The organism is Paraburkholderia sp. SG-MS1 (genome assembly GCF_012275575.1).
Taxonomy (GTDB): Bacteria; Pseudomonadota; Gammaproteobacteria; order Burkholderiales; family Burkholderiaceae; genus Paraburkholderia.
On sequence record NZ_NPIH01000196.1, the window covers coordinates 33533 to 54615 of the forward strand.

Below are 21083 nucleotides of genomic sequence, written 5' to 3' on the forward strand. Positions count from 1 at the left end.
GAGCTATCCACAGGAATCGTCATCCCATGCTGTCCCCCATCGCCCGCGCGACGCTGCTCGCTTTTGCGGGCTTGCCGCTCGTCGTGCACGCGCAAACCGCCGACTCGTCGCCGGGTTCGTCCTCTGATTTGTCGGCTGCTTCGGCCAGTGCTTCGTCCGCCTCCGATGCCGACGCGCAAACCGACATACCTGCGAACGCCGTCGCTCGGAAAGCCGTGCCCGCCGTGTTGTCACCAGTCGTCGTGACCGCGGAGCGCGGGCCGCAAGCGCTCGCGGACGCGATCCCGCAGACCTCGCTGTTCGATCAGCAGGATCTCGCCGACACCACCGCGACCGACTTGCCCGGCCTCCTGCAACTCGCGCCAGGTGCGCAAATCTCGCGTACCGGTGGTCCTGGCTCGACGACGAGTCTTTATTTGCGCGGCGCGTCGTCGACGCAATCGCTATTGTTGATCGACGGCGTGCGCGTCGACTCGGTGAGCCTCGGAGCGCCTCAGCTCGCGCAGATTCCGCTCGATCAGATCGACCACGTCGAAGTAGTGAACGGCAACGTGTCCGCTTTATACGGTTCGGGCGCGATCGGCGGCGTGGTGCAGGTGTTCACGAAAGAGGGTGGCGATCATCCGCCGCGTTTCAATTTTTCGGTGGGCTACGGCAGCTATCACACGCAGACGCAGCAGGCCGGCGTGAACGGGGCACTCGACAAAGACGGCCGCACGACCTTCAGCCTATCGCTCGCGCGTTCGAAGGACGACGGCTTTTCGTCGCTTGATCCGCAGCGTGCGCCCGGCGCCAATCCGAACGCGAACGGCTATCTGAACGAGAGCGTCACGGCGTCGTTGCGTCACAAGTTCACCGACCGCTGGGACGCGGGCGTCAACTATTTTCAGTCGAACGGCAATAACAGCTACGACAACGCGTACGGCGTGCCGACCGATCTGAACAACCTGTACAGCAAGGTGCGCCAGGCGTCGGTGTTCGCGAACGGCAAGCTGACCGACTGGTGGACCACGCACTTCATCGTCTCCGAGGGCGACGACCGCAGTGTGTCGAAGACCAACGGCATCTACAACGGCCGCTTCGATACCGACAATCGCCAGTACACCTGGCAGAACGATTTCGCGTTCGCCGCGCGGCAGAAACTGCAGGTGGGCTACGAGCATCTCGATCAGAGCCTTGACTCAGATACGTTCGCAGCGCCGGACCGTCATGTGGATTCGGGCTTCGTCGGCTACACGGGACGCTTCGGGCGCAACCAGTTTCAGGCCAACGTGCGGCACGACCAGTATTCCGATTTCGGCGGGGCGAACAGTTACTATCTCGGCTACGGTTTCGACATCACCGAACACTGGAAGGCAACCGCAAGCTATTCGGATTCGTTCCGCGCGCCGAGTTTCGACGATCTGTACTATCCGCTCAGCGGCAATCCGTCGATCCAGCCCGAGCATAGTCATTCGCTCGAAGCGGCGTTGCAGTACGCGTCGAACGCGCTCGGCGTGATGCGTCTGAGCGCGTTCCAGACGCGCTATTCGAATCTGATCGACTACGCGCAGGTGACGCCCGGCATCTATCTGGCCGAGAACGTCGGTCGTGCGAAGGTGCAGGGGATCGAAGGATCGTGGAGCGGACATGTCGGCAAGACGGACTTGCGCGCGTCGTTGACGCTGCAAAATCCCGTCGACCTCGACAACGATGTCGACCTCGTGCGGCGCGCGCGGCGGTTCGGCTCGCTGACGGTGAATCGCAGCATCGCGGGATGGCGGGTCGGCGGCGAGTGGATCGTGAGCGGCCCGCGCGAGGACAGCAGCGGCAAGCTGGGCGGCTACGGCGTCGTGAATCTGTCGGCGCGCTACACCATCACGAAAGCGTGGTACGTGACCGCGCAAATCCAGAACCTGTTCGACAAGGACTATGAAACGGCCTACTCGTATAACTCGCCGGGACGCGGTGCATATGTCACGATCGGTTGGCAGCAGCAGTGATGCCGGCGCCGCGCTGAGCGTGCGCGAATGAGCCGGCATCCTGGTTCGGTGCCGGCCGCCGTGCGCCTGATGAACGCGAAGCGGGCGGCCGCGATCTGGCTCGTACTTGCGGTGCTCGCGCTGGCGGTGCTGATGGCGTCGCTCGCGCTGGGTAGCGTGTCGCTCGCGCCGTCGCGCGTGCTGACGGCGCTGCTGCCGTCGCATGGGTCGCCTGGGTTGCCGGGTGAGTCGGCGGATCTGGCGAGCGAGATCGTGCGCACGCTGCGTTTGCCGCGCGCGCTGGCCGGCTTCGCATGCGGCGCGTTGCTCGCGTTGGCCGGTGCGCTGTTGCAGGTGCTGTTGCGCAACCCGCTCGCCGAACCCTACATATTGGGCGTGTCGGGTGGCGCGGCGAGCTTCGCGCTGGTGGCGATGATCGCCGGCAGCGCAGGGTGGATCGTCGATGCCAGCGCCTTCGCCGGCGCCTTCATATCGATCCTGCTGGTGCTCGGTCTCGCGCGCCGCGAATTGTGGCGCGGCGAGCCGCAGGACACGTCGCCGCGTTTGCTGCTGACCGGCGCGGTGATCGCGGCGGGGTGGGGCGCGCTCATCACGCTGCTGCTCAACCTCGCGCCCGACAGCCGTTTGCGCGGCATGTTGTTCTGGCTGACCGGCGACCTCAATGGCGGTGCGCCGCCGTGGACCGCACTCGTTGCTTTGATTGTCGCGTTGCTGGCGATCGTGCCGGTGACCCCGCGCCTCAACGTGCTGCTGCGTGGCGACGCTGCTGCGCAAGCGTTGGGCGTCGCGGTGATGCCGCTGCGCTTGCGCGTCTATCTGGTGGCGTCGCTCGCGGCGGCGGCCGCAGTCACCACGGCGGGCACCATCGGCTTCGTGGGCCTGGTGGTGCCGCATATGTTGCGGCTCGCGTTCGGCAACGATCAGCGCATGCTGTTGCCTGCGGCCGCGCTCGGCGGCGGCGTCGCGGTGATGGGCGCGGACCTGATCGCGCGCACCGTGATTGCGCCGGCGCAATTGCCGGTCGGCGTGATCACGTCGATCGTCGGCGTGCCGGTGTTCCTCTGGATGCTGTTGCGCAAACGCCGATGACGCAAGCTCATACCAACCTCGAACCCGCCGCGCTCAGCGCGCAACGCCTGACCTTGCGCGCTGGCGCGCGCACCTTGCTCGATGCGTTCACGCATACTTTCCATGCCGGCGAGATCTGGTGCGTCGCGGGCCCGAACGGCGCGGGCAAGACCACGTTGCTGTCCGCGCTCGCGGGTCTGTTGCGCCCCGCGGCGGGCCATGTCGAACTGGATGGCGTGCGCCTGTCCGACTGGCCGCCGTTGCCGCTCGCCCAGAGGCGCGCATTGATGCCGCAAAGCGCACCCGATGCGTTCAGCGCGAGCGTGCTCGACATCGTGACGCTGAATCGCTTTCCGCATCTGAGCGGCTGGGGTTGGGAGCGCGAAGCGGATCGCGCTGCCGCGCGCGCCGCGCTGGACCTGCTGGGTCTCGCCGACTTCGCCGCGCGCGACGTGCTGTCGTTGTCGGGCGGCGAGCGTCAACGTGTCGCGCTGGCAGCGGTGTTGTGTCAGGACGCGCCATTGTTGCTGCTCGACGAACCGTTGTCGCATCTCGATCTGCATCATCAGATCGACTGTCTCGACGCGCTCGCAGCATGGACGCGCGAGCCGCGCCGCACCGTGATGTTCTCATGCCACGATCTGAATCTGGCGCGCCGCTTCGCGACGCACGCGTTGTTGCTCGACGGCGCGGGCGGCGCGTATGCCGGGCCGGTGCATGACGTGCTCACGCCCACGCTGACGAGCCGCGCATTCGGCTATCCGTTGATTCTGATTCGCGACGGCGAACACGAGGCGCTGATTCCTGCGCCGCGTGCGCGTCACGAATCGCCCGCCGGCGATGACAGCCCGGCAGGATAATCGCCCGATCAAAACACTCTCATTTCAGACCACGCTTATGACCTCTTTGCCACGCCCGGCCGGCTTGCCCGAAGTCACACCGCTCGATCAAACGCTGCGCGCCGAGCTGCAGCACATCATCGATACCAGGACCAAGCCGCCTGGCAGTCTCGGGCGGCTCGAAACGCTCGCGCGTCAAATGGGCCTGATTCAGCGCAGCACGAAGCCGACGGTGCAGCGCCCGGCGATGATCGTGTTCGCCGGCGACCACGGCATTGCCGCGGAAGGCGTGAGCCCGTATCCGCAAGCGGTGACCGCGCAGATGGTCGCCAATTTTCTCGCGGGCGGCGCGGCGATCAACGCATTGAGCCGGGTCGCCGGTATCGAACTCGAAGTGGTCAACGCCGGCATTGCGACGCCGCTGCCGTCGACTGACGGCCTCGTCGATATTCCGGTGGCGAGCGGCACGCGCAACTTCGCGCACGAACCCGCGATGACCCAGGCCCAAGCGCTCGCCGCGATGCAGGCGGGCGCGGCGCGCGTGCGTCATCACGCGGCGCTCGGCAGCAACGTGATCGGCTTTGGTGAGATGGGGATTGCGAACACGTCGTCGGCCGCGTGTCTGATGAGCCGTGTATGCAACGTGCCGATCGACGAATGCGTCGGCCGTGGCACCGGTCTCGACAACGCGGGGCTCGCGAAAAAACGCAACGTGCTCGCGTCGGCGCTCACGCGGCATGCCGGAGCCACCGCGCCGCTCGACGTGCTCGCCACCTTCGGCGGTTTCGAAATCGCGATGATGGCCGGCGCGTATCTCGCTGCCGCTGAAGCTCGGATGACGATCCTCGTCGACGGTTTCATCGCGAGCTCCGCGTTGCTGATCGCCGATGCGTTCGCACCGAGCGTGCGCGAGTACTGCGTGTTCGCGCATGCGTCCAATGAAGCGGGGCACCGGCGCATGCTCGATCATTTCGGCGCGCTGCCGTTGCTGTCGCTCGAACTGCGTCTGGGCGAAGGCACCGGCGCGGCGCTCGCGGTGCCACTCTTGCGCGCTGCCGCGGCGTTCGTCAACGAAATGGCCAGCTTCGATTCGGCGGCCGTCGCAAATCGCGATGCGTGAACCGTTTCACGGTGACTCACCAGCCGCTCGCAGCCACTCACCGATACCCAGGCACCCGGGCCATTCATGAACCCCCTCGCGGAACTGCGCTATTTCTTCACGGCGCTCGGTTATTTCACGCGCTTGCCCGTGCCGCGCTGGGTCGGCTATGAGCCGCATTATCTGAATGCGGCCGCGCGCTACTTCCCTTTGGTCGGCGCGTTGGTCGGCGCGTTCAGCGCGCTGGTCTATCTGGCGGCACTGCGCGTGTTTCCGGCGGGCGTGGCCGTATTGCTGTCGATGGCCGCGTCGTTACTGGCGACAGGCGCCTTTCATGAGGATGGTCTCGCCGATTGCGTCGATGCGTTCGGTGGCGCATATAACCGCAGCGATGCGTTGCGCATCATGCATGACTCACGCATCGGCGCTTTCGGCGCCATCGCGCTGGTGATCGCGCTCGCGTTGAAGTGGCAGGCGCTCGCGGAATTGCCGCCGTTGCGTGCCACAAGTCTGATGATAGCCGCACATGCGGCGAGCCGCGCGTGCGCGATCAGCTATCTGGCCACGCTCGACTATGTTCGCGCCGAAGGCAAGGCCAAGCCGGTCGCGCAGCGCCTGAGCGGCCCTGCGTTGCTGTGCGCGGCATTGTTCGGCTTTCCCTGGCTGCTTTGGCCGAACGGGCCTGGCGTGCCGGACTGGCGCTTCGCGGCCGTGACGTTGGCGGTGCTGATCGCGCTGCGGTTTGCTCTGGGCCGCTATTTCGTCAAACGCATTGGCGGCTATACCGGCGACTGCCTCGGCTTGGCGCAGCAGATCTTCGAATTGATCATCTACCTGGTGGGGCTTGCATGGATATCGTCCTGATTCGTCATCCCGCCGTGGCGCTCGATGCGGGCGTGTGCTACGGCCACAGCGACGTCGCGCTCGCCGCCGACGCCGCGAATTCCTCGAGCGCGCTCGCGTTGAAGCTCGCGAAGTTGCAGGTGCCGGCGCCGCGCGTGTTGATCTCGAGTCCGCTCACGCGCTGCTCGGCGCTCGCCGCCGAAATAGCGAACGACTTCGGTTGCGTGCTCAGTCACGATGCCCAGCTGATGGAAATGAACTTCGGCGAATGGGAAACGCAGCGCTGGGACGAGATCGATCGCACGCTGCTCGACGACTGGGCCGCGAATTTCGAACACGCGCGTGCGCATGGCGGCGAGAGCGTGGCGCAATTCGTCGAGCGCGTGCGCGCGTGGGTCGATGCGTTCGCGCAGACACGCGAGCTGTCGCCTGCTTATGTCGTCACGCATGCCGGCGTGATGCGCGTGATCGCGTCGCTGGTGCTGGACGTGCCGCTGGAGCGGTGTCTGAAATGGTCGCTCGAAATGGCGGGGGTCGTCTGGTTGCGCCGGAATGATGACGCGCAGCGGTGGTCGCTGGTGCGGTGGAATGCGTGACGGTGACGGTGGCGGGGACGGGTGGTGCAATTCAGGCGGGTAGGTTGATTGCGAGCTGCGTGGCTTGCGCTTGAGGTCGGGTTGAACGCGCGACGCGCGGCATGCCGTTATGCGATGGCCCTCGCGCCGCGCGTCGGCATGCCTTCACATCACTGCGCCCCCGGCTTCCTGCGCGAGCGCGCCGTCTCGAGATCTTCACACAGCCGCTGCGCGCCCTGCACGATGCGCGGCGCTGGCCGGTTGATCAGATCGCCGTCGATTGCAAAGAGGTTCTGATTCACGACAGCCGTGAGCGCGGGCCACGCGCGCCATGTGTCGAGTTGCGGCAAGCGCGTATCCGGCTGCGTCGCGCCGGGCGCCGACGTGACGATCGCTTCGGGATTCGCGGCGAGCACCGCTTCGGTCGAGACGGTCGGCACCAGCGGCTGAAGTCCCGCGAACACGTTGCGGCCGCCGCACAGCATGATCACGTCGCTGAGCATATGCTCGCCATTGAGCGTCATCAGTGGCTTGTCCCACACCTGATAGAACACGCTGACCGGCGGCCGGCTCGCATACCGCGTGCGCAACCGTGCGATGTCCTGACGATACGCGGCCGCCGCGGCATCCGCAGCCGGCGACGTGCCGAGCAATTGCCCGAGCTTCGTCAGCGATACGGCCACGTCGTCGAGATGATGCGGCTCGCTGAAGAACAGCGGCACGTGCAGCTCGCGCAGGCGTTCGAGTTGACGCTGCGCATTGCCATGCCGCCAGACGACGATCAGATCGGGCTTCAGCGCGACGATGCGTTCGAGGTCGAGCGCCTTGTTGTCGCCGACGCGCGGCAGCTGCTGCGCTTGCGGCGGGTAGTCGCTGTACGACACCGCGCCGACCATTTTTGCGCCGCCGCCGGCCGCGTACAACAGCTCCGTGACGTGCGGCGCGAGGCTGATCACGCGCTGCGCGGGAGCGGGCAAGGTGACGGTTGCGCCGCTGTCGTCGGTGACGGTGATCGCGGCGTGGGCGTGCAGCGAGCTCACGCAAAGCGACGCGGCGATGAAGCACGGAATGAGGCGGGCGAGTCGGGTCATCGGGCGAGGAGGTGGGTGTGCGTGAAAGGCATGAGGGGCATGGGGAGACGCTGCAGGGTCGTGCCAGCCTCGCTACGTCAACTGGCTCTCGCGGTATCGAGTGCCTGCATCGCTTCGCGCAGGCTTTCTTCGAAGCGTGTCCATTCCGCTTCGCTAGCGGGCAAGCCGAAACGCACGCTGCCCGACGCCGTGAAGAGCCGGGTCCATACGCCACGCCGCGCCAGCGCTTCGTGTAAAGCGGCGGCGCGCGCGTCGTCGGTCCATGCGAAAAGCGGGGTGCCGTGTGTGGCAAAACCGTGAGCATGCAATAGCTCGACCAGTCGCGCGCTTTCGCCGTCGAGTCGCGCGCGCATTTGCCGTTGCCACGCTTCGTCGGCGAATGCGGCCTTGACTGCGTGGCGTGCCGGGCCGCTGACCGTCCATGCGCCCAGCGTGCGCCGCAAGGTGGCGAGCCACGCAGGCGCACCGAGCACGAAGCCTGCGCGCACGCCGGCGAGCCCGAAAAATTTCCCCGGCGAGCGCAACACGAGCAGTCCGTCGAGACGCGTGTTGGCCGCGAGCGACGCCTCGGGCATCGTATCGGCGAAAGCTTCATCGACCAGTAGCGTGCCGCCGCGTGTGCGCAATTGCGCATGCCAGTGCAGCAGTTGGTCGGCGCTCAGATGCGCGGCCGTGGGATTGTTCGGATTCACGACGATCGCGTGAGTGAGCGCATCCGGCAACCGCTCGCAGCGCACGTCGAGCGGCGCGACGCGATGTCCGGCTCGTGCGAATGCGGGCGCGTATTCGCTGTAGGTGAGCGGCGCGATGCCGACGCTCGCGCGCGGCAGTAACGCGGGCAACGCGCGAATCGCCGCCTGGCTGCCGGCGACGGGCAGCACATGCGCCGCATCGGGCGCGCGGTAGTAGCGCGCGGCGCAGGCGGCGAAGTCGTCGCCCTCGTCGGGCAGACGCCGCCACGCATCGGCGGGCACCGGCGGCACCGGATAGCCGTGCGGATTGATGCCCGTCGAGAGGTCGAGCCACTGCGCGTACGGGATGCCGTAGCGTTCGGCGGCTTCGTGCAGATTGCCGCCGTGGGCCACGATGTCGTTTGCCGCGCTGCCCGGGCCATCCGCGATGTGATCAACCATGAAAGGGCACGCTCAGCAACGCCAGCACGATCAGCACCGCCAGCCACAGAATGATCGTGCGTTCGACCAGCGCCAGCGCGGCCGTCACGTGGCTGGCCGTGGCGGGGTGGCCGAAGCCGAGGGTCGGGCGCTGTTCGAGCGCGCCGTGATATACCGCCGGCCCGCCGATCAGCACGTTCAGACTGCCGGCGCCGGAGGCCATCACCGGTCCCGCATTCGGGCTGTCCCAGCGCGGTGCCTGCTCGCGCCAACAACGCCAGGCGGTGTGGGTGTCGCCGAGCAATGCATAGCTGGCGGCGGTCAGACGCGCGGGGATCCAGTTGAGCACGTCGTCGAGGCGCGCCGCGGCCCAGCCGAAACGCAGATAGCGCGGCGTGCGATACCCCCACATCGCATCGAGCGTGTTGGCCAGACGAAACCCGAGCGCGCCCGGGCCACCCGCGATCGCGAACCAGAACAGCGCGCCGAAGATCGCATCGTTGCCGTTTTCGAGCGCCGATTCGACGGCCGCACGCGAGAGCGCGGCTTCATCGGCATGCGCGGTTTCGCGCGACACGATGCGCGCGGTCAGTTGACGCGCTTCTTCGAGATCGCGTTGCAGAAGAGCCCGTGCGATCGGCGCAATGTGGTCGTGCAGGCTGCGCGCGCCGAGCGCGAACCACAGCAGCATGACGTGCACCGCGCAGGCGGCGAACAACGGCAGCACCGCGACCAGCCACCACGCGATCAGCACCGGCGGCAGCACCGCCAGCGCCCACGCGAGGAGTCCTTTGAGCCGCAAGCGCCGGCCCGTGTTGTAGCGCTTCTCGAGACGCTTCGCCCAGTTGCCGAAACCCACCAGCGGATGCGCGACGCGCGGCTCGCCGAACCAGCGGTCGATGACCACGCCCGCGGTCGCGAGCGTCGCGAGGAGAGGAAGCGAGAGCATCATGCGCGGCCCGCTGTTTTCAGCGCGAGCGGCAGGCCGGCGACCATCATCGTGGCCGTGGTGCTCAATGCGGCGATGCGCTGATTGAGGCGGCCGAGTTCGTCGACGTAAAGACGCGTGGCCGCGCCGAGCGGCACCACGCCCAGGCCAATTTCGTTGCTGACCACGATGATCTTGCCGTGAGCGTTCACGAGCGCCGCTTCGAGCGCGGCGACATGCGCGTGATAACGATCGATCGGCAGCGCTTCGCCTTCGGCCGGACAGAGCAGATTGGCGAGCCACAGGGTCAGGCAGTCGATCAGCAGGCAATGGCCGGGGGCGTCGCTTTGCGTGACGGCGCCCGCGAGGTCGGCGCCTGCTTCGAGCAAGTGCCAATGCGCGGGACGCCGCGCGCGATGATGCGCAATGCGCGCGCTGAATTCGGCGTCGTCGGCCACGCGCGCGGTGGCGATGTAGGTGACGGGGAAAGCGCTGTCGTCGGCAAGCTGTTCGGCGTGCATGCTCTTGCCCGAACGGGCGCCGCCGAGGACGAAAGTGAGGTCGCGGGGAGTCATCGCGTGATTGTACCGGCGTGCGGCGTGGGCCGGCGCGATGGGATAATGCGGCGGGCGGGGTGATGTGTGTGGGCGAGAGACACGCGGCGCGGCAGTCTGAGCGCCGATGTACATGTTGTGCCTCAACGCCCCGCGCGATCTGTTTTTCCGCTGCGAGTTCGTTGTCATGTCTTGCCGCGTCCTTACCGCCTCATCGCCGCACGCACACTGCTTGCCGTTTCGCTACAACCTTCATCACTCTTTGCTTCACTGCCTTTTCACCGCTGACCCGACCTCCCGTGACCACCACTTCAATTTCGCTTCCGCTCCCGCATGACGCCGTCACCGTGCCGCGCGGCACGCTGATGATCCAGGGCACCACGTCCGACGCCGGCAAGAGCACGCTGGTCGCGGGCCTCTGCCGGCTCGCACGCCGCGCCGGTGTACGGGTCGCGCCGTTCAAGCCGCAGAACATGGCGCTCAACAGCGCGGTGACCGTCGACGGCGGCGAGATCGGCCGCGCCCAGGCGTTGCAGGCGGTGGCCGCGGGGATTGCCGCGCACACGGACCTGAACCCGGTGTTGCTCAAGCCGACCAGCGATCGCGGTGCGCAGGTGATCATCCACGGCAGGGCGCGCATGAATCTCGACGCACGCGCGTATCACGACTACAAGCCCGTCGCGTTCGAAGCGGTGCTGCAGTCGTATGCGCGTCTGCAGGCCGCGTACGACACGATCTTCGTCGAAGGCGCGGGCAGTCCCGCCGAGATCAATCTGCGCGAGCGCGACATCGCCAACATGGGTTTCGCGGAGGCCGTCGATTGCCCGGTGGTACTGGTCGCCGATATCGATCGCGGCGGCGTGTTCGCGCATCTGACCGGCACGCTCGCGTGTCTGTCGGCGAGCGAGCAGGCGCGAGTGCGCGGCTTCATCATCAACCGGTTTCGCGGCGACATCAGCTTGCTGCAGCCGGGGCTCGACTGGCTCGAAGCGCGGACCGGCAAGCCGGTGCTCGGCGTCGTCCCGTATCTGCACGGCCTCACGCTCGACGCGGAAGATATGCTGCCGCCCGAGCTGCGCGCGGCGCACAGTGACGCGGGACGAATGCTGCGGGTCGTCGTGCCGGTGCTGCCGCACATCAGCAATCACACTGATTTCGACGCGCTGCGCGCACACCCGCAGGTCGACTTTCACTACGTGCGTAGTGGCACGCCGCTGCCGCCGGCCGATCTGATCATTCTGCCAGGCTCGAAAAACGTGCCCGGCGACCTCGCGTTTCTGCGCGCGCAAGGCTGGGACGCAGTGCTGCAGCGGCATCTGCGCTATGGCGGGCGCGTGATCGGCATTTGCGGCGGCATGCAGATGCTCGGGCGCGAAGTGGCCGACCCGCATGGCGTGGAAGGCGCGCCGGGAACGTGGGCGGGGCTCGGCTGGCTCGATTACTCGACGGTGCTCACACGGGAAAAGACGCTGAAGAACGTGGCCGGAAGCCTCGCGCTGCCCGGATCGCCCGAAGTGGCCGGCTATGAAATTCACATGGGCGAGACGCATGGTCCGGCGCTGGACACGCCCGCGCTGCGTCTGCAAACCGCGCAGGGGACGCATCCCGACGGGGCAAAGTCAACTGATGGCCAGATCCTCGCCACCTATGTGCACGGCCTGTTCGACACGCCGGCCGCATGTGCCGCGTTGCTCGCGTGGGCGGGTCTGAGCGACGCGCAGCAGATCGACTATCCGGCGCTGCGCGAGGCGTCGCTGGAGCGCCTCGCCGATACGCTGGCCGGCCATCTCGACCTCGCGAAGCTGTTTGCGGCAATTGGCTGAGCGGGATCGGTTCGGGGTGAGGGGTTAAGTTCCGCCGCGCCCCGAGCCGCGCTCGAACGCTCAATACAACACGATCTGCGTGCAGCGAAACAGCGCCATCGTCTTGCCGTTCGGGTCGGTGACGGTCGCGTCCCAGACCTGCGTGCTGCGTCCCAGATGCACACCCTTGGCGACCGCGCGGATCGTCCCTTCGGTCGCCGTGCCGAGAAAATTGCTTTTCAGTTCGACGGTCGTGAAATTGCGCGCCGTTTCCGGCAGGTGCGCGAGGCAAGCGTAGCCACACGCGGTATCCGCGAGACCGATCACCGTGGCCGCGTGCAGGAAGCCGTTCGGCGCGAGCAATTCGGGGCGCACGGTCAATTCGGCGGTCAGAACGCCTTCTTCAAGCGACAGCACGCGTACGCCCAGCAAGCCTGGCAGCTTGCCCTGCTGGCGTTCGTGCAGGCGTTCGACGGTGTATTCCGGGCGGAGCTTGCTCATGAGATTCGGGTCCTTGAGTGAAAAAGACGGCAGGGCAAAGCGGTCGATTAGCCCCGATTCGCCATGTGGGGGCTTCACCGCAGTGCATTTGTCGATATTATCAACGCCTGGATCGGCGGGCGAACCCGAGAACGGTACGGATCGGAACCCGCCGGCGCAAGTCACAGCAATAAGCAATCGCGCGGCAAACCGGCTGGCGGCGACCAGCCTTCTTTCCGGGAGCATTCATGACGGTGATCGTGGTGGCGAATCCAAAGGGCGGCGTCGGTAAGAGCACGCTTTCGACGAATCTGGCCGGCTATTTCGCCGCGGCCGGCGAATGGGTCGCGCTTGCCGACCTGGACAAGCAGCAGTCCGCGCACGCCTGGCTGGCATTGCGGCCCGACACGTTGCCGGCCATCGAGACTTGGGAAGTCAATCAGAACGCGCCGACCAAACCTCCAAAGGGGCTCGAGCACGCGGTCATCGACACGCCGGCGGGCCTCCACGGCCATCGCCTGAGCATCGCGCTGGATCTGGCCGACAAGGTGATCGTGCCGCTGCAGCCGTCGATGTTCGACATTCTCGCTACCCAGGAATTTCTCGAGCGGCTCGCGAAGGAAAAAGCGGTCAGGAAAGGCGCGATCGAAGTCGGCGTGGTCGGCATGCGCGTCGATGCGCGCACGCGTTCGGCGGAGCAGCTGCATCGCTTTGTCGAGGGGCTGAAGCTGCCGGTGCTCGGCTTTCTGCGCGACACGCAGAACTATGTGCAACTGGCGGCCCACGGGCTGACCCTGTGGGATGTCGCGAAAAGCCGCGTCGAGAAGGATCTGGAGCAGTGGCAGCCAATCGTCGAATGGACGAATGGGGCAGCGCGCAACGGTTGAGGCGGAGCAGGCTTGAGGTGGCGAGGCAGGCGGCTGTGGCCGCCCGCTCGCCGCGCGCTTGCACCATCGCGGGCGCGTGCCGGTGAAATGAAAACGCGCGTCAAAAAAGCAACGCGCGTGCAAAGCGAACTTAAGGTGCCGACCGAAGAAGACGAACGACCGCCCCGCTCAGGTCCAGTTCTGCGTCGGCACGTGATCGCGGCTGCCCTTGATCCTGTTGTTATCGTCGACGAACACCAGATCCGGCTTCCAGCCCGCTTTCAGTTCCGCTTCATCGACCACGGCGAAGGCCGCGATGATCACCAGATCGCCCAGTTGCGCGCGTCGCGCGGCCGAGCCATTGAGCGAAATCATGCCGCTGCCGCGCTCGCCCTTGATCGCGTAGGTCGAGAAACGCTCGCCGTTGTTGATATTCCAGATGTCGATCCGTTCGTTTTCTACGATGTTCGCCGCCTCGAGCAGATCTTCGTCGATCGCGCACGAACCTTCGTAGTGCAGCTCACAGTGCGTGACCGCGACGCGGTGGATTTTCGACTTCAGCATGTTGCGTTGCATGACCAATCCTGTATGGCTTCAGTGACTGCTTTCGGTGACGGCTTCAGATTTCGAGGTTGTCGATCAGGCGGGTCGCGCCGAGCTTGGCCGCGGCCAGCACGACCAGTTCCGCGCTCGCGTCCTGCGCGCCGGGCGGCAGCAGGTCCGAGCGCTTGCGCACCGCGATGTAATCGGGCTCCCAGCCGCGCGCGGAGAGCGCCGCCATGGCCGCCTGTTCGAGTTTCGCGAAGTTGCGCTCGCCCGACAGCACCGCGTCGCGCACGCGATTGAGCTCGGCGGCCAGCACCGGCGCCTCGGCGCGTTCGGCTGCCTGCAGATAGCGGTTGCGCGAGCTGAGCGCGAGGCCGTCCGCGTCGCGCACGGTTTCGGCGGCGATGATGTCGGTCGGCAGCGCGAATTGATGGCACATGCGGCGCACGATCATCAACTGCTGGTAATCCTTCTTGCCGAATACTGCGACGCGCGGCTGCACGCACGACATCAGCTTCATCACCACGGTGCACACGCCCTGGAAGAAGCCCGGCCGGAATTCGCCTTCGAGGATGTCGCCCAGATCGTGCGGCGGATGCACGCGATACTCCTGCGGCTCCGGATACAGATCCCGCTCGGTCGGCGCGAACAGGACGTAGACGCCTTCCTTCTGCAGCTTGTCGATGTCGGCTTCGAGCGTGCGCGGATATTTGTCGAAGTCTTCGTTCGGGCCGAACTGCAGCCGGTTGACGAAAATGCTCGCCACCACCGGGTCGCCGTGCTGGCGCGCGAGGCGCATCAGCGACAGATGGCCCTCGTGCAGGTTGCCCATGGTCGGCACGAAGGCCGTGCGATTCTGGCCGCGCAACTGGTCGCGCAATTCATGGATCGAGCTGATGACTTTCATGATCGGACAGGGATTTCCTCGCGCGGCGCGCGACTCGGTTGGCGCAAGACTTCAGGGAATCGCGCGGGCCGCCGTCTCATTGACGATGACGGGTTTGAAGCGCGGGATTGTAGTGGATTTGTGGGCTTGGCGCACCGAAACGAGGCAAGCCGTGAGGCCGCCGCCGGTGCGCAGGCGCGAGCGGCTGCGGTGCGCGTGGCATTGACGGCGTCAGGCCGGCAAATAGGCGAGCCGCACATAGATCGGCGCAAACGGCTCCGCCTGGGTGATTTCGACGAGCGACTCGCGGCACAGCTCGAGCACGGCGATGAAGTTCACCACCACGACCGGCACGCCCTTGCTGGTGTCGAACAGATCGGAGAACTCGACGAAGCGCGCGTTTTGCAGTTGCCGCAGGATCGAGCTCATATGCTCTCGCACCGACAGCTCCTCGCGCGAAATCTTGTGATGCTGCACGAGCTTCGCGCGCTTGATCACATCGGCCCACGCGCTGCGTAGATCCTCGCTGTTCACGTCCGGAAAACGCGGCGTGATGCTCTGCTCGATATACACCTCGGCGCGCAGGAAGTCGCGCCCGAGTTGCGGCAACTGGTCGATGCGTTGCGCGGCGAGCTTCATCTGCTCGTATTCGAGCAGGCGGCGCACCAGTTCCGCGCGGGGATCCTCGGCTTCCTCGCCGCTGTCGGCCTTCTTCACCGGCAGCAGCATGCGCGACTTGATCTCGATGAGCATCGCGGCCATCAGCAGATATTCGGACGCGAGTTCGAGGTTGGTCTGGCGCAACTGGTCGACGTAGCCGAGGTATTGCACCGTGACGTCCGCCATCGGGATGTCGAGCACGTTGAAGTTCTGCTTGCGGATCAGGTACAGCAGCAGATCCAGCGGTCCTTCGAATGTTTCGAGGAACACCTCGAGCGCATCCGGCGGGATGTACAGGTCGGTCGGCAGCTTGAACAGCGGCTCGCCGTACAGGCGCGCGAAGGCGATGCCGTCGACGGTGTCGGGCGTCGAATCGGTGGCGGGCGCGGCCAGCGCGGCGTCGGCGGGGGCCGGCGCGGGGCCGTGTACCTCGTCGGCGTGAGTCATTGCGGCGACGGGGCGCTTAGAAGTTCTGATAGTACGAGTAAGACGTCTGTTCCACGCGCGAGGCTTTCTGCGCGGCGCGTTCTTCGAGATCGATCGGCTGTTTGTCCCACAGCAGCGCGCGGCCGCGGCGCTGCTCGGCTTCCAGATTGGGCTTCTGTTGCTTGAGCTGGTTCAGGAACTGGGTGATGTCCGATTGATACATGGCTCGACGTCCGTGAGTGGGTGAGTGGGCGGCTGCCCGGCAGGAACCTGGCAAGGCGCAGCACCGTTGTACTGGAATTTTACCGCATGCGCCGCGCGCGGTCGAAAAACGGCGAGAGCGGCCCTTTTTGAGATATCACGGCCCGCCAATGTGGTCAAATAGCATGCCACGGCCGCCGCGCGGCCAGGCGGGAAAAATCATCAATCATGGCTGGGAGGTCCCGTTTGGCGGGAGGTGCGATCGACAAGCCGCGTCTGCGGCGCGGCAAGGCCGGCTCGGGGCCCGGGCGTGCGGCGTCCGTGCTGTGCCGGCTGCACGCGTGGCTGGCTTTCGGGATCGTCATGCTGACGCTGGCGGCCGGCGACGCGCATGCCGCGCGCGCGGCGGCAAGCTACAAGGTCGACGTCGTGGCCACGCCGCGTTCGCTGCGCCGGCTGCTCGAAGCGCACCTGGACATTGCCCGTTTCGCCAAACGCCCCGACGTCAGCGCCGACCAGTTCGCCTTCCTGATTACCGCCACGCCGCAGCAGGTGCGTGATCTGGCCGCGACGCAGGGCTATTTCACGCCGGTCGTCAGCACGGATGTGCGTACCGTCGACGACACACGGCGCGTCACGGTCAACGTCGATCCGGGCCCGCAAACCATCGTCAAGTCGGTTACGCTGGCGTTTCGCGGCGCGGTACTCACCGAAGACCCTGAGCAGGAAAACGCCACGCGCTTCGCATTTTCGCTGCATGAGGGCGAACCGTTCTCGCAGAGCGCCTGGGACGACGCCAAGAACGCGTCGCTCAGAGTCCTCTCTTCGCGCCGCTATCTGGCCGCGAAGATCTACCACTCCGAGGCGCGGGTCGATCCGCGCACGCATGAGGCGACACTGTCGGTCACCTACGAAAGCGGGCCGACCTTCACGATGGGCGAGCTCGACGTATCGGGCACGCGGCACTATCCCGAGCGGATCGTCCACAACGTCAATCCGATTTCGCCCGGCGACATCTACGACACGCGCCGCGTCGCCGAACTGCAGCGGCAGTTGCAGAACACGCCGTACTTCGCGAGCGTCGCGATCGACCTGGATAACGACCCGACCAAGCCGATCAACACACCGGTCCATGTGAAGATCTCGGAGTTTCCGTTTCACGGTTTCCGCGGCGGGGTGGGCTACTCGACCGATAACGGCCCCCTCGTCCAAGGCGCGTACACCTATCTGAACACGTTTGGCAAGGCATGGCCGTTCACCGTCGAAGGCCGCGCGGACCAAACCCAGCAATACGGGCAAATCCAGCTCTCGATGCCCCCGGGGCTGCGCGGGTGGACCAACAGCGTGCTGGCGTCCTACACCACCACCGACGTGTCCGACACACGTATCTACAGTATCCGGGGCGGCGTTCAGCGCGCCCGCACGTCGCAGTTCCTCGACTACAACTACTCGCTGCTGTACTACCAGGACCGGCTCGACCAGAACACGGCTCCGCCTTCCACCGCGCGCGCGCTGGTGCCCGCGTGGTCCTGGACCCGGCGCGACACCGACGACCCCCTGTTCCCGCGCAGAGGCAATCTGATTCATGCTGAGGCAGGCTTCGCGATCAAGGGCGTGCTGACCGATCAGACCTTTATCCGCGGCTACGCGCGCGGCCAGCAATACCTGCCGATCGGCAAGGACGACATCGTGCTGATCCGGGCCGAGCTCGGCGGCGTGTTCACGAGCGGTCCGTCGAGCGGCATACCGGCGTCGCTGCTGTTTCGGGCGGGCGGATCGAACTCGGTACGCGGCTACGGTTTCCAGAGCATCGGCAACAACGTCGGCGGTTCGGTGCTGCCCACCAAATATCTCGTGACGGCGGCGGCCGAGTATCAGCACTGGTTCTCGCACGACTGGGGCGCGGCCGCGTTCTTCGACATCGGCACCGCCACCGACACCTGGGGCGAAAAAGTCTTCTATCCGGGTGTCGGCATCGGGGCGCGCTGGCGCAGTCCGGTCGGCCCGGTCAATGTCGATATCGCTTATGGGATCCGCGACAATCGCGTGCGGCCATATCTCACGCTTGGTATCGCCTTCTGATGAAAACCTGTTTTGACATGATTCGCGCATGACCACGGACGCGGCCGACCCGCCCAACCCGCAGCCGCCCGGCGCCAATCCGCCCGGACAGCGGCCCCCGCCCGAGCCGCCGCCGCGCAGGCATCGGCTCGGCCGTGTGCTGCTGAAAACGTTCGTCTCGACGGTGCTGGTGTTGGTGCTGTTGCTCGGGCTGGCGGTCGGGCTGCTGTATGGCGCGCTGACCACCGAGCGCGGCACCGCCTATGTGTGGCAGGCGGCGCTCAGGCTGCTGGACGGTCGGCTGGGCGGCACGCTGGAGGGCGGCACGCTCGCGAACGGCGTGCAACTGCGGCAGGTGCGCTGGCGCAGCCTCGACGGCAGCGGCACCGATATCCAGATCGATCGCGTCGCCGGCCGCTGGGCGCTCGCGCGCGAACCGTGGCGCTTCACGATCGAGTACCTGCATGTCGGTACGATCGACGCGCGGATCGGCGCGTCGTCGTCGAGCAGCAGTGAACCGCTGAAGTTGCCGCAGGACCTGCGCTTGCCGATGCAGCTCGACGTGCGCGACGTGCAGGTCGACAAGCTGCTGCTGCACCAGGGCGCGTCGACCACCGAACTGACGCGCTTCGCATTTCATGGACGCAGCGACGGACGCCATCACGAGGCCGCCATCGAGCGGCTCGATACGCCGTTCGGCGCGGTGACGGCGTCGGCGAAGCTCGACGGCGTGCAGCCGTTCCCGCTCACCGGCGAGGTCGGCTATTCGGGCAAGGTCAATAACGAGGCGGTGGAGGTACGCGGGCATCTGGGCGGCTCGCTCAAACAGCTTGTCGCCGAGCTCGACGCCACCGGTATGAAGCTCGCCGGCCATGCGCGGGTGGAGGCTACGCCGTTCGCCGCGGTGCCCTTGCAACGTGCGACGCTGAGCTTCGACCATGTCAACCCGCAAGCCTTCGCGCCCGGCGCGCCGCTGGCCGATCTGGCTGTGCGCGCGGAGTTGCAGCCGGTGGGGCAGGATGAGGCCGGGGCGCCGGGCGCGAGCGGTGTCGCGGGGGCGCGCGCTGCCAGCGGGACGGTCGCGGATCGTCCGGGCGGTGCGCCGGAGGTCGCCCGCGGCGCGGTGGGCGGCGCGTCGGGACAGGCCAGCGCCGTCGTTCCAGGCGGCAGCGCGACTGCGAACCACGCCGCCGGCCACGGCAAGCACGACGCCGCGCAAACCGGCGCCGCAGGCTTCGCGGTCGCCGGCCACGTATCGATCGTCAATGCGAAACCCGGCGCGATCGACCAGAACCTGCTGCCACTGATCGACGCCAACGCCGACGTGCGGCTCGACGCCCAGGCCCAGCGCATCTCGAACCTGAACGTGCGGATCGTCCGCAACGCGACGATCACCGGCGGCGGCGAGTTGACCGGCCGGCGCGGGCAGTTCGATCTGCGCGTAGCCGGGCTCGACCTGAATGCGCTGCAGGCGACGGTGCGCCCCACGCAGCTCGCCGGGACCATCGGCATCCGCCTGAACGACGACATTCAGAGCCTCACGCTCGATCTCGCCGATTCGCGCGCGGCGCTGCGCGCCCAGGGCAAAGTGACGTTCGATCCCGCCCGGATGAGCTTTAACGACGTGCGCATCACGTCGGGACGCGGGCGCATCGATTTGTCCGGCGCGCTCAAGCACGACGCGAATTCCACCTACAACCTGAAAGCGCAACTGACCGATTTCGACCCGCTGACGCTGGCTTCGCAGATGCCGTCGCGCGAGCCGGTCGCGGGGCCAGCGCCCGCGGCGAGCGGCGCGCAGCGCGCGCGCACCGCGCAGGCCGCGGCGCAAGCCGGCAGCACCGCTGGCGCAAGAAGCGCGGCGCCGGGCGACCAGGCCGCCGCGATAGCGAAACACACGGCCAAAGTCGCGGTGCAGACCGAGGTGGTGCAGCGCAGGACGCCCGCGCCGGCTCGCGCCGCCACACGTGCCGCGCCTGCCGCACGCAAGATCGAAGCGCGAGTGAACGGCACGCTCACCGCAGCCGGCGTGCTCGGTCCCGTCTTCACGACCAGGGCCGAATTCAAGTTGGGCCCGAGTGTCTATGACAATCTGCCGCTGACTGGCGGCGGTACGATTCAGCTGGCCGGCTCGCGGATTCTGCCGAGCCGCGCGAATCTGTCGGTGGCGGGCAACCAGGTCGATGTGCAGGGCAGCTTCGGCGCGAGCGGCGACCGGCTGCGGTTTCGCATCGACGCGCCGCAGCTCGAGCGGCTCGGTTTCGGCCTCGCAGGGCTCATCGCCGCCGATGGCGACGTCACCGGCTCGTTCGCGCACCCGAACGTCACGCTGAGCTACAAGGCCGACAGCGTGGTGTTCGGCAGCAACCGCTTGGGCCATGCGGAAGGCCGCGCTGAACTGCGCGACGGCGCGAACGGCGCGCTCGCGTTCACCACCGACGCGCGCAATCTCAGCGCGGGCGGCGTCGACCTGAGCACGCTCACCGCGCGCCTGTCCGGCACGCGCGCCAATCACACGTTCGAAGCGGCGGCCACCGGCAAGCTGCAGGACCGGCCACTCGACTTGACGCTCGCCGCCAACGGCAAGCTGACCGAAGCGCGCGACGGCACGCGCTGGGACGGCAGCGTGACGCGTCTGCAGAACCGTGGCACGCCGGCGTTGAATCTCGAGTCGCCGCTTGCGGTAAGCGCCGCGCCGAACCGGCTGACGCTCGGCGCGACGCGGCTGACGCTCGAAGGCGCGGTGCTGAGTCTGAAGTCGTTCGCATTCGATCACGGCAGGATCCAGTCCGCGGGCAGCCTGACCGACATTTCGCTCACGCGTTTGCAGCAGTTGCGCCACGAGATCACCGGCGAGCCGCCAGCCGTCAAAACCGATCTGGTGTTCGACGGCGACTGGGATTTCTCGCTCGGCGCCACGGCGAGCGGGCACATCCAGTTGCGACGGCGCAGCGGCGACGTCACGGTCGAGATCGGTCGTGGGCTCGCGTCGACCGGCATCTCAGAGATCAGCGCGCGCGCCGAATTCAGCGGCGGCAACCGGCTCAACGCGACGCTGCACGCA

Annotated in this window: 19 protein-coding genes; 10 read left to right on the forward strand and 9 right to left on the reverse strand. The window is 66.8% G+C overall.

All coding sequences use genetic code 11. The features are described from left to right. Positions 1–26: 26 nt before the first annotated feature. The 6 genes from CIC12_RS15125 to cobC all read left to right on the forward strand — a co-directional run bounded on the left by CIC12_RS15125 (position 27) and on the right by cobC (position 6427). The gene (locus CIC12_RS15125) at positions 27–1982 is read left to right on the forward strand and encodes a TonB-dependent receptor domain-containing protein (protein ID WP_168664900.1); all 1956 of its coding nucleotides are present in this window, start codon (positions 27–29) and stop codon (positions 1980–1982) included. A gap of 27 nt (positions 1983–2009) precedes the next feature. Beyond that, positions 2010–3071 carry a FecCD family ABC transporter permease gene (locus CIC12_RS15130; RefSeq protein WP_168664901.1) on the forward strand — a complete coding sequence of 354 codons (1062 nt, stop codon included), beginning with the start codon at positions 2010–2012 and terminating at the stop codon, positions 3069–3071. Next, entirely contained in the window at positions 3068–3910 is an 843-nt protein-coding gene (locus tag CIC12_RS15135) for an ABC transporter ATP-binding protein (protein WP_168664902.1), read from the forward strand. The genes CIC12_RS15130 and CIC12_RS15135 overlap by 4 nt, the downstream gene beginning before the upstream one ends. A 37-nt stretch (positions 3911–3947) precedes the next feature. Further along, positions 3948–5009, forward strand: coding sequence for a nicotinate-nucleotide--dimethylbenzimidazole phosphoribosyltransferase (gene cobT / locus CIC12_RS15140; protein ID WP_168664903.1), 1062 nt, complete (start codon positions 3948–3950; stop codon positions 5007–5009). A gap of 66 nt (positions 5010–5075) precedes the next feature. Further along, a complete protein-coding gene (locus tag CIC12_RS15145; RefSeq protein ID WP_168664904.1) occupies positions 5076–5852 on the forward strand; it encodes an adenosylcobinamide-GDP ribazoletransferase in 777 nt (258 codons plus the stop codon). Then, on the forward strand, positions 5837–6427 hold the full coding sequence (cobC, locus tag CIC12_RS15150) for an alpha-ribazole phosphatase (RefSeq protein ID WP_168664905.1): 591 nt from the start codon (positions 5837–5839) through the stop codon (positions 6425–6427). The genes CIC12_RS15145 and cobC overlap by 16 nt, the downstream gene beginning before the upstream one ends. A gap of 149 nt (positions 6428–6576) precedes the next feature. Here cobC and CIC12_RS15155 read toward each other — a convergent pair whose 3' ends face one another. The 4 genes from CIC12_RS15155 to cobU all read right to left on the reverse strand — a co-directional run bounded on the left by CIC12_RS15155 (position 6577) and on the right by cobU (position 10112). Then, positions 6577–7497 (reverse strand): cobalamin-binding protein, encoded by a 921-nt coding sequence (locus tag CIC12_RS15155; RefSeq protein WP_168664906.1) that lies wholly within the window; start codon positions 7495–7497, stop codon positions 6577–6579. A 77-nt stretch (positions 7498–7574) separates the two neighbouring features. Then, positions 7575–8630 carry a threonine-phosphate decarboxylase CobD gene (gene cobD, locus CIC12_RS15160; protein ID WP_168664907.1) on the reverse strand — a complete coding sequence of 352 codons (1056 nt, stop codon included), beginning with the start codon at positions 8628–8630 and terminating at the stop codon, positions 7575–7577. Further along, a complete protein-coding gene (cbiB, locus tag CIC12_RS15165) occupies positions 8623–9558 on the reverse strand; it encodes an adenosylcobinamide-phosphate synthase CbiB (protein ID WP_168664915.1) in 936 nt (311 codons plus the stop codon). Before cbiB ends, cobD begins: the two co-directional genes overlap by 8 nt. Next, the gene (cobU, locus tag CIC12_RS15170; RefSeq protein WP_168664908.1) at positions 9558–10112 is read right to left on the reverse strand and encodes a bifunctional adenosylcobinamide kinase/adenosylcobinamide-phosphate guanylyltransferase; all 555 of its coding nucleotides are present in this window, start codon (positions 10110–10112) and stop codon (positions 9558–9560) included. Before cobU ends, cbiB begins: the two co-directional genes overlap by 1 nt. 344 nt (positions 10113–10456) lie before the next feature. On the opposite strand from cobU, the gene CIC12_RS15175 reads away from it, so the two are divergent. Further along, on the forward strand, positions 10457–11914 hold the full coding sequence (locus CIC12_RS15175; RefSeq protein ID WP_174772060.1) for a cobyric acid synthase: 1458 nt from the start codon (positions 10457–10459) through the stop codon (positions 11912–11914). A gap of 60 nt (positions 11915–11974) precedes the next feature. Here the strand turns inward: CIC12_RS15175 and CIC12_RS15180 are convergent, their stop codons facing one another. Then, positions 11975–12394 carry a PaaI family thioesterase gene (locus CIC12_RS15180; RefSeq protein WP_168664909.1) on the reverse strand — a complete coding sequence of 140 codons (420 nt, stop codon included), beginning with the start codon at positions 12392–12394 and terminating at the stop codon, positions 11975–11977. 227 nt (positions 12395–12621) lie between these two features. On the opposite strand from CIC12_RS15180, the gene CIC12_RS15185 reads away from it, so the two are divergent. Continuing rightward, positions 12622–13260 (forward strand): nucleotide-binding protein, encoded by a 639-nt coding sequence (locus CIC12_RS15185; RefSeq protein WP_168664910.1) that lies wholly within the window; start codon positions 12622–12624, stop codon positions 13258–13260. 168 nt (positions 13261–13428) lie between these two features. On the opposite strand, the gene panD is transcribed toward CIC12_RS15185, so the two are convergent. From panD to CIC12_RS15205, 4 genes are all read right to left on the reverse strand, one after another. Continuing rightward, positions 13429–13815 carry an aspartate 1-decarboxylase gene (gene panD / locus CIC12_RS15190; protein WP_007175926.1) on the reverse strand — a complete coding sequence of 129 codons (387 nt, stop codon included), beginning with the start codon at positions 13813–13815 and terminating at the stop codon, positions 13429–13431. 43 nt (positions 13816–13858) lie between these two features. Further along, positions 13859–14692, reverse strand: coding sequence for a pantoate--beta-alanine ligase (panC, locus tag CIC12_RS15195; RefSeq protein ID WP_168664911.1), 834 nt, complete (start codon positions 14690–14692; stop codon positions 13859–13861). Between the two features lie 210 nt (positions 14693–14902). Next, complete coding sequence (locus tag CIC12_RS15200) at positions 14903–15778, reverse strand: segregation and condensation protein A (RefSeq protein ID WP_168664912.1); 876 nt, start codon at positions 15776–15778, stop codon at positions 14903–14905. A 16-nt stretch (positions 15779–15794) separates the two neighbouring features. Further along, positions 15795–15980 carry a DUF3460 family protein gene (locus tag CIC12_RS15205; RefSeq protein WP_168664913.1) on the reverse strand — a complete coding sequence of 62 codons (186 nt, stop codon included), beginning with the start codon at positions 15978–15980 and terminating at the stop codon, positions 15795–15797. Between the two features lie 224 nt (positions 15981–16204). Here CIC12_RS15205 and CIC12_RS15210 point away from each other — a divergent pair, with 224 nt between their 5' ends. Then, entirely contained in the window at positions 16205–18040 is a 1836-nt protein-coding gene (locus CIC12_RS15210) for an autotransporter assembly complex protein TamA (RefSeq protein WP_168664917.1), read from the forward strand. A 28-nt stretch (positions 18041–18068) separates the two neighbouring features. Beyond that, on the forward strand, positions 18069–21083 hold a 3015-nt coding region (locus tag CIC12_RS15215; RefSeq protein ID WP_168664914.1), incomplete at its 3' end, for a translocation and assembly module protein TamB.

Excerpts from the sequence above, each read along its gene's own strand:
- CIC12_RS15125 (WP_168664900.1), top strand. The coding sequence starts at position 27 with ATGCTGTCCCCCATCGCCCGCGCGACGCTGCTCGCTTTTGCGGGCTTG.
- CIC12_RS15130 (WP_168664901.1), top strand. The coding sequence starts at position 2,010 with ATGAGCCGGCATCCTGGTTCGGTGCCGGCCGCCGTGCGCCTGATGAAC.
- CIC12_RS15135 (WP_168664902.1), top strand. The coding sequence starts at position 3,068 with ATGACGCAAGCTCATACCAACCTCGAACCCGCCGCGCTCAGCGCGCAA.
- cobT (WP_168664903.1), top strand. The coding sequence starts at position 3,948 with ATGACCTCTTTGCCACGCCCGGCCGGCTTGCCCGAAGTCACACCGCTC.
- CIC12_RS15145 (WP_168664904.1), top strand. The coding sequence starts at position 5,076 with ATGAACCCCCTCGCGGAACTGCGCTATTTCTTCACGGCGCTCGGTTAT.
- cobC (WP_168664905.1), top strand. The coding sequence starts at position 5,837 with ATGGATATCGTCCTGATTCGTCATCCCGCCGTGGCGCTCGATGCGGGC.
- CIC12_RS15155 (WP_168664906.1), bottom strand. The coding sequence starts at position 7,497 with ATGACCCGACTCGCCCGCCTCATTCCGTGCTTCATCGCCGCGTCGCTT.
- cobD (WP_168664907.1), bottom strand. The coding sequence starts at position 8,630 with ATGGTTGATCACATCGCGGATGGCCCGGGCAGCGCGGCAAACGACATC.
- cbiB (WP_168664915.1), bottom strand. The coding sequence starts at position 9,558 with ATGCTCTCGCTTCCTCTCCTCGCGACGCTCGCGACCGCGGGCGTGGTC.
- cobU (WP_168664908.1), bottom strand. The coding sequence starts at position 10,112 with ATGACTCCCCGCGACCTCACTTTCGTCCTCGGCGGCGCCCGTTCGGGC.
- CIC12_RS15175 (WP_174772060.1), top strand. The coding sequence starts at position 10,457 with ATGATCCAGGGCACCACGTCCGACGCCGGCAAGAGCACGCTGGTCGCG.
- CIC12_RS15180 (WP_168664909.1), bottom strand. The coding sequence starts at position 12,394 with ATGAGCAAGCTCCGCCCGGAATACACCGTCGAACGCCTGCACGAACGC.
- CIC12_RS15185 (WP_168664910.1), top strand. The coding sequence starts at position 12,622 with ATGACGGTGATCGTGGTGGCGAATCCAAAGGGCGGCGTCGGTAAGAGC.
- panD (WP_007175926.1), bottom strand. The coding sequence starts at position 13,815 with ATGCAACGCAACATGCTGAAGTCGAAAATCCACCGCGTCGCGGTCACG.
- panC (WP_168664911.1), bottom strand. The coding sequence starts at position 14,692 with ATGAAAGTCATCAGCTCGATCCATGAATTGCGCGACCAGTTGCGCGGC.
- CIC12_RS15200 (WP_168664912.1), bottom strand. The coding sequence starts at position 15,778 with ATGACTCACGCCGACGAGGTACACGGCCCCGCGCCGGCCCCCGCCGAC.
- CIC12_RS15205 (WP_168664913.1), bottom strand. The coding sequence starts at position 15,980 with ATGTATCAATCGGACATCACCCAGTTCCTGAACCAGCTCAAGCAACAG.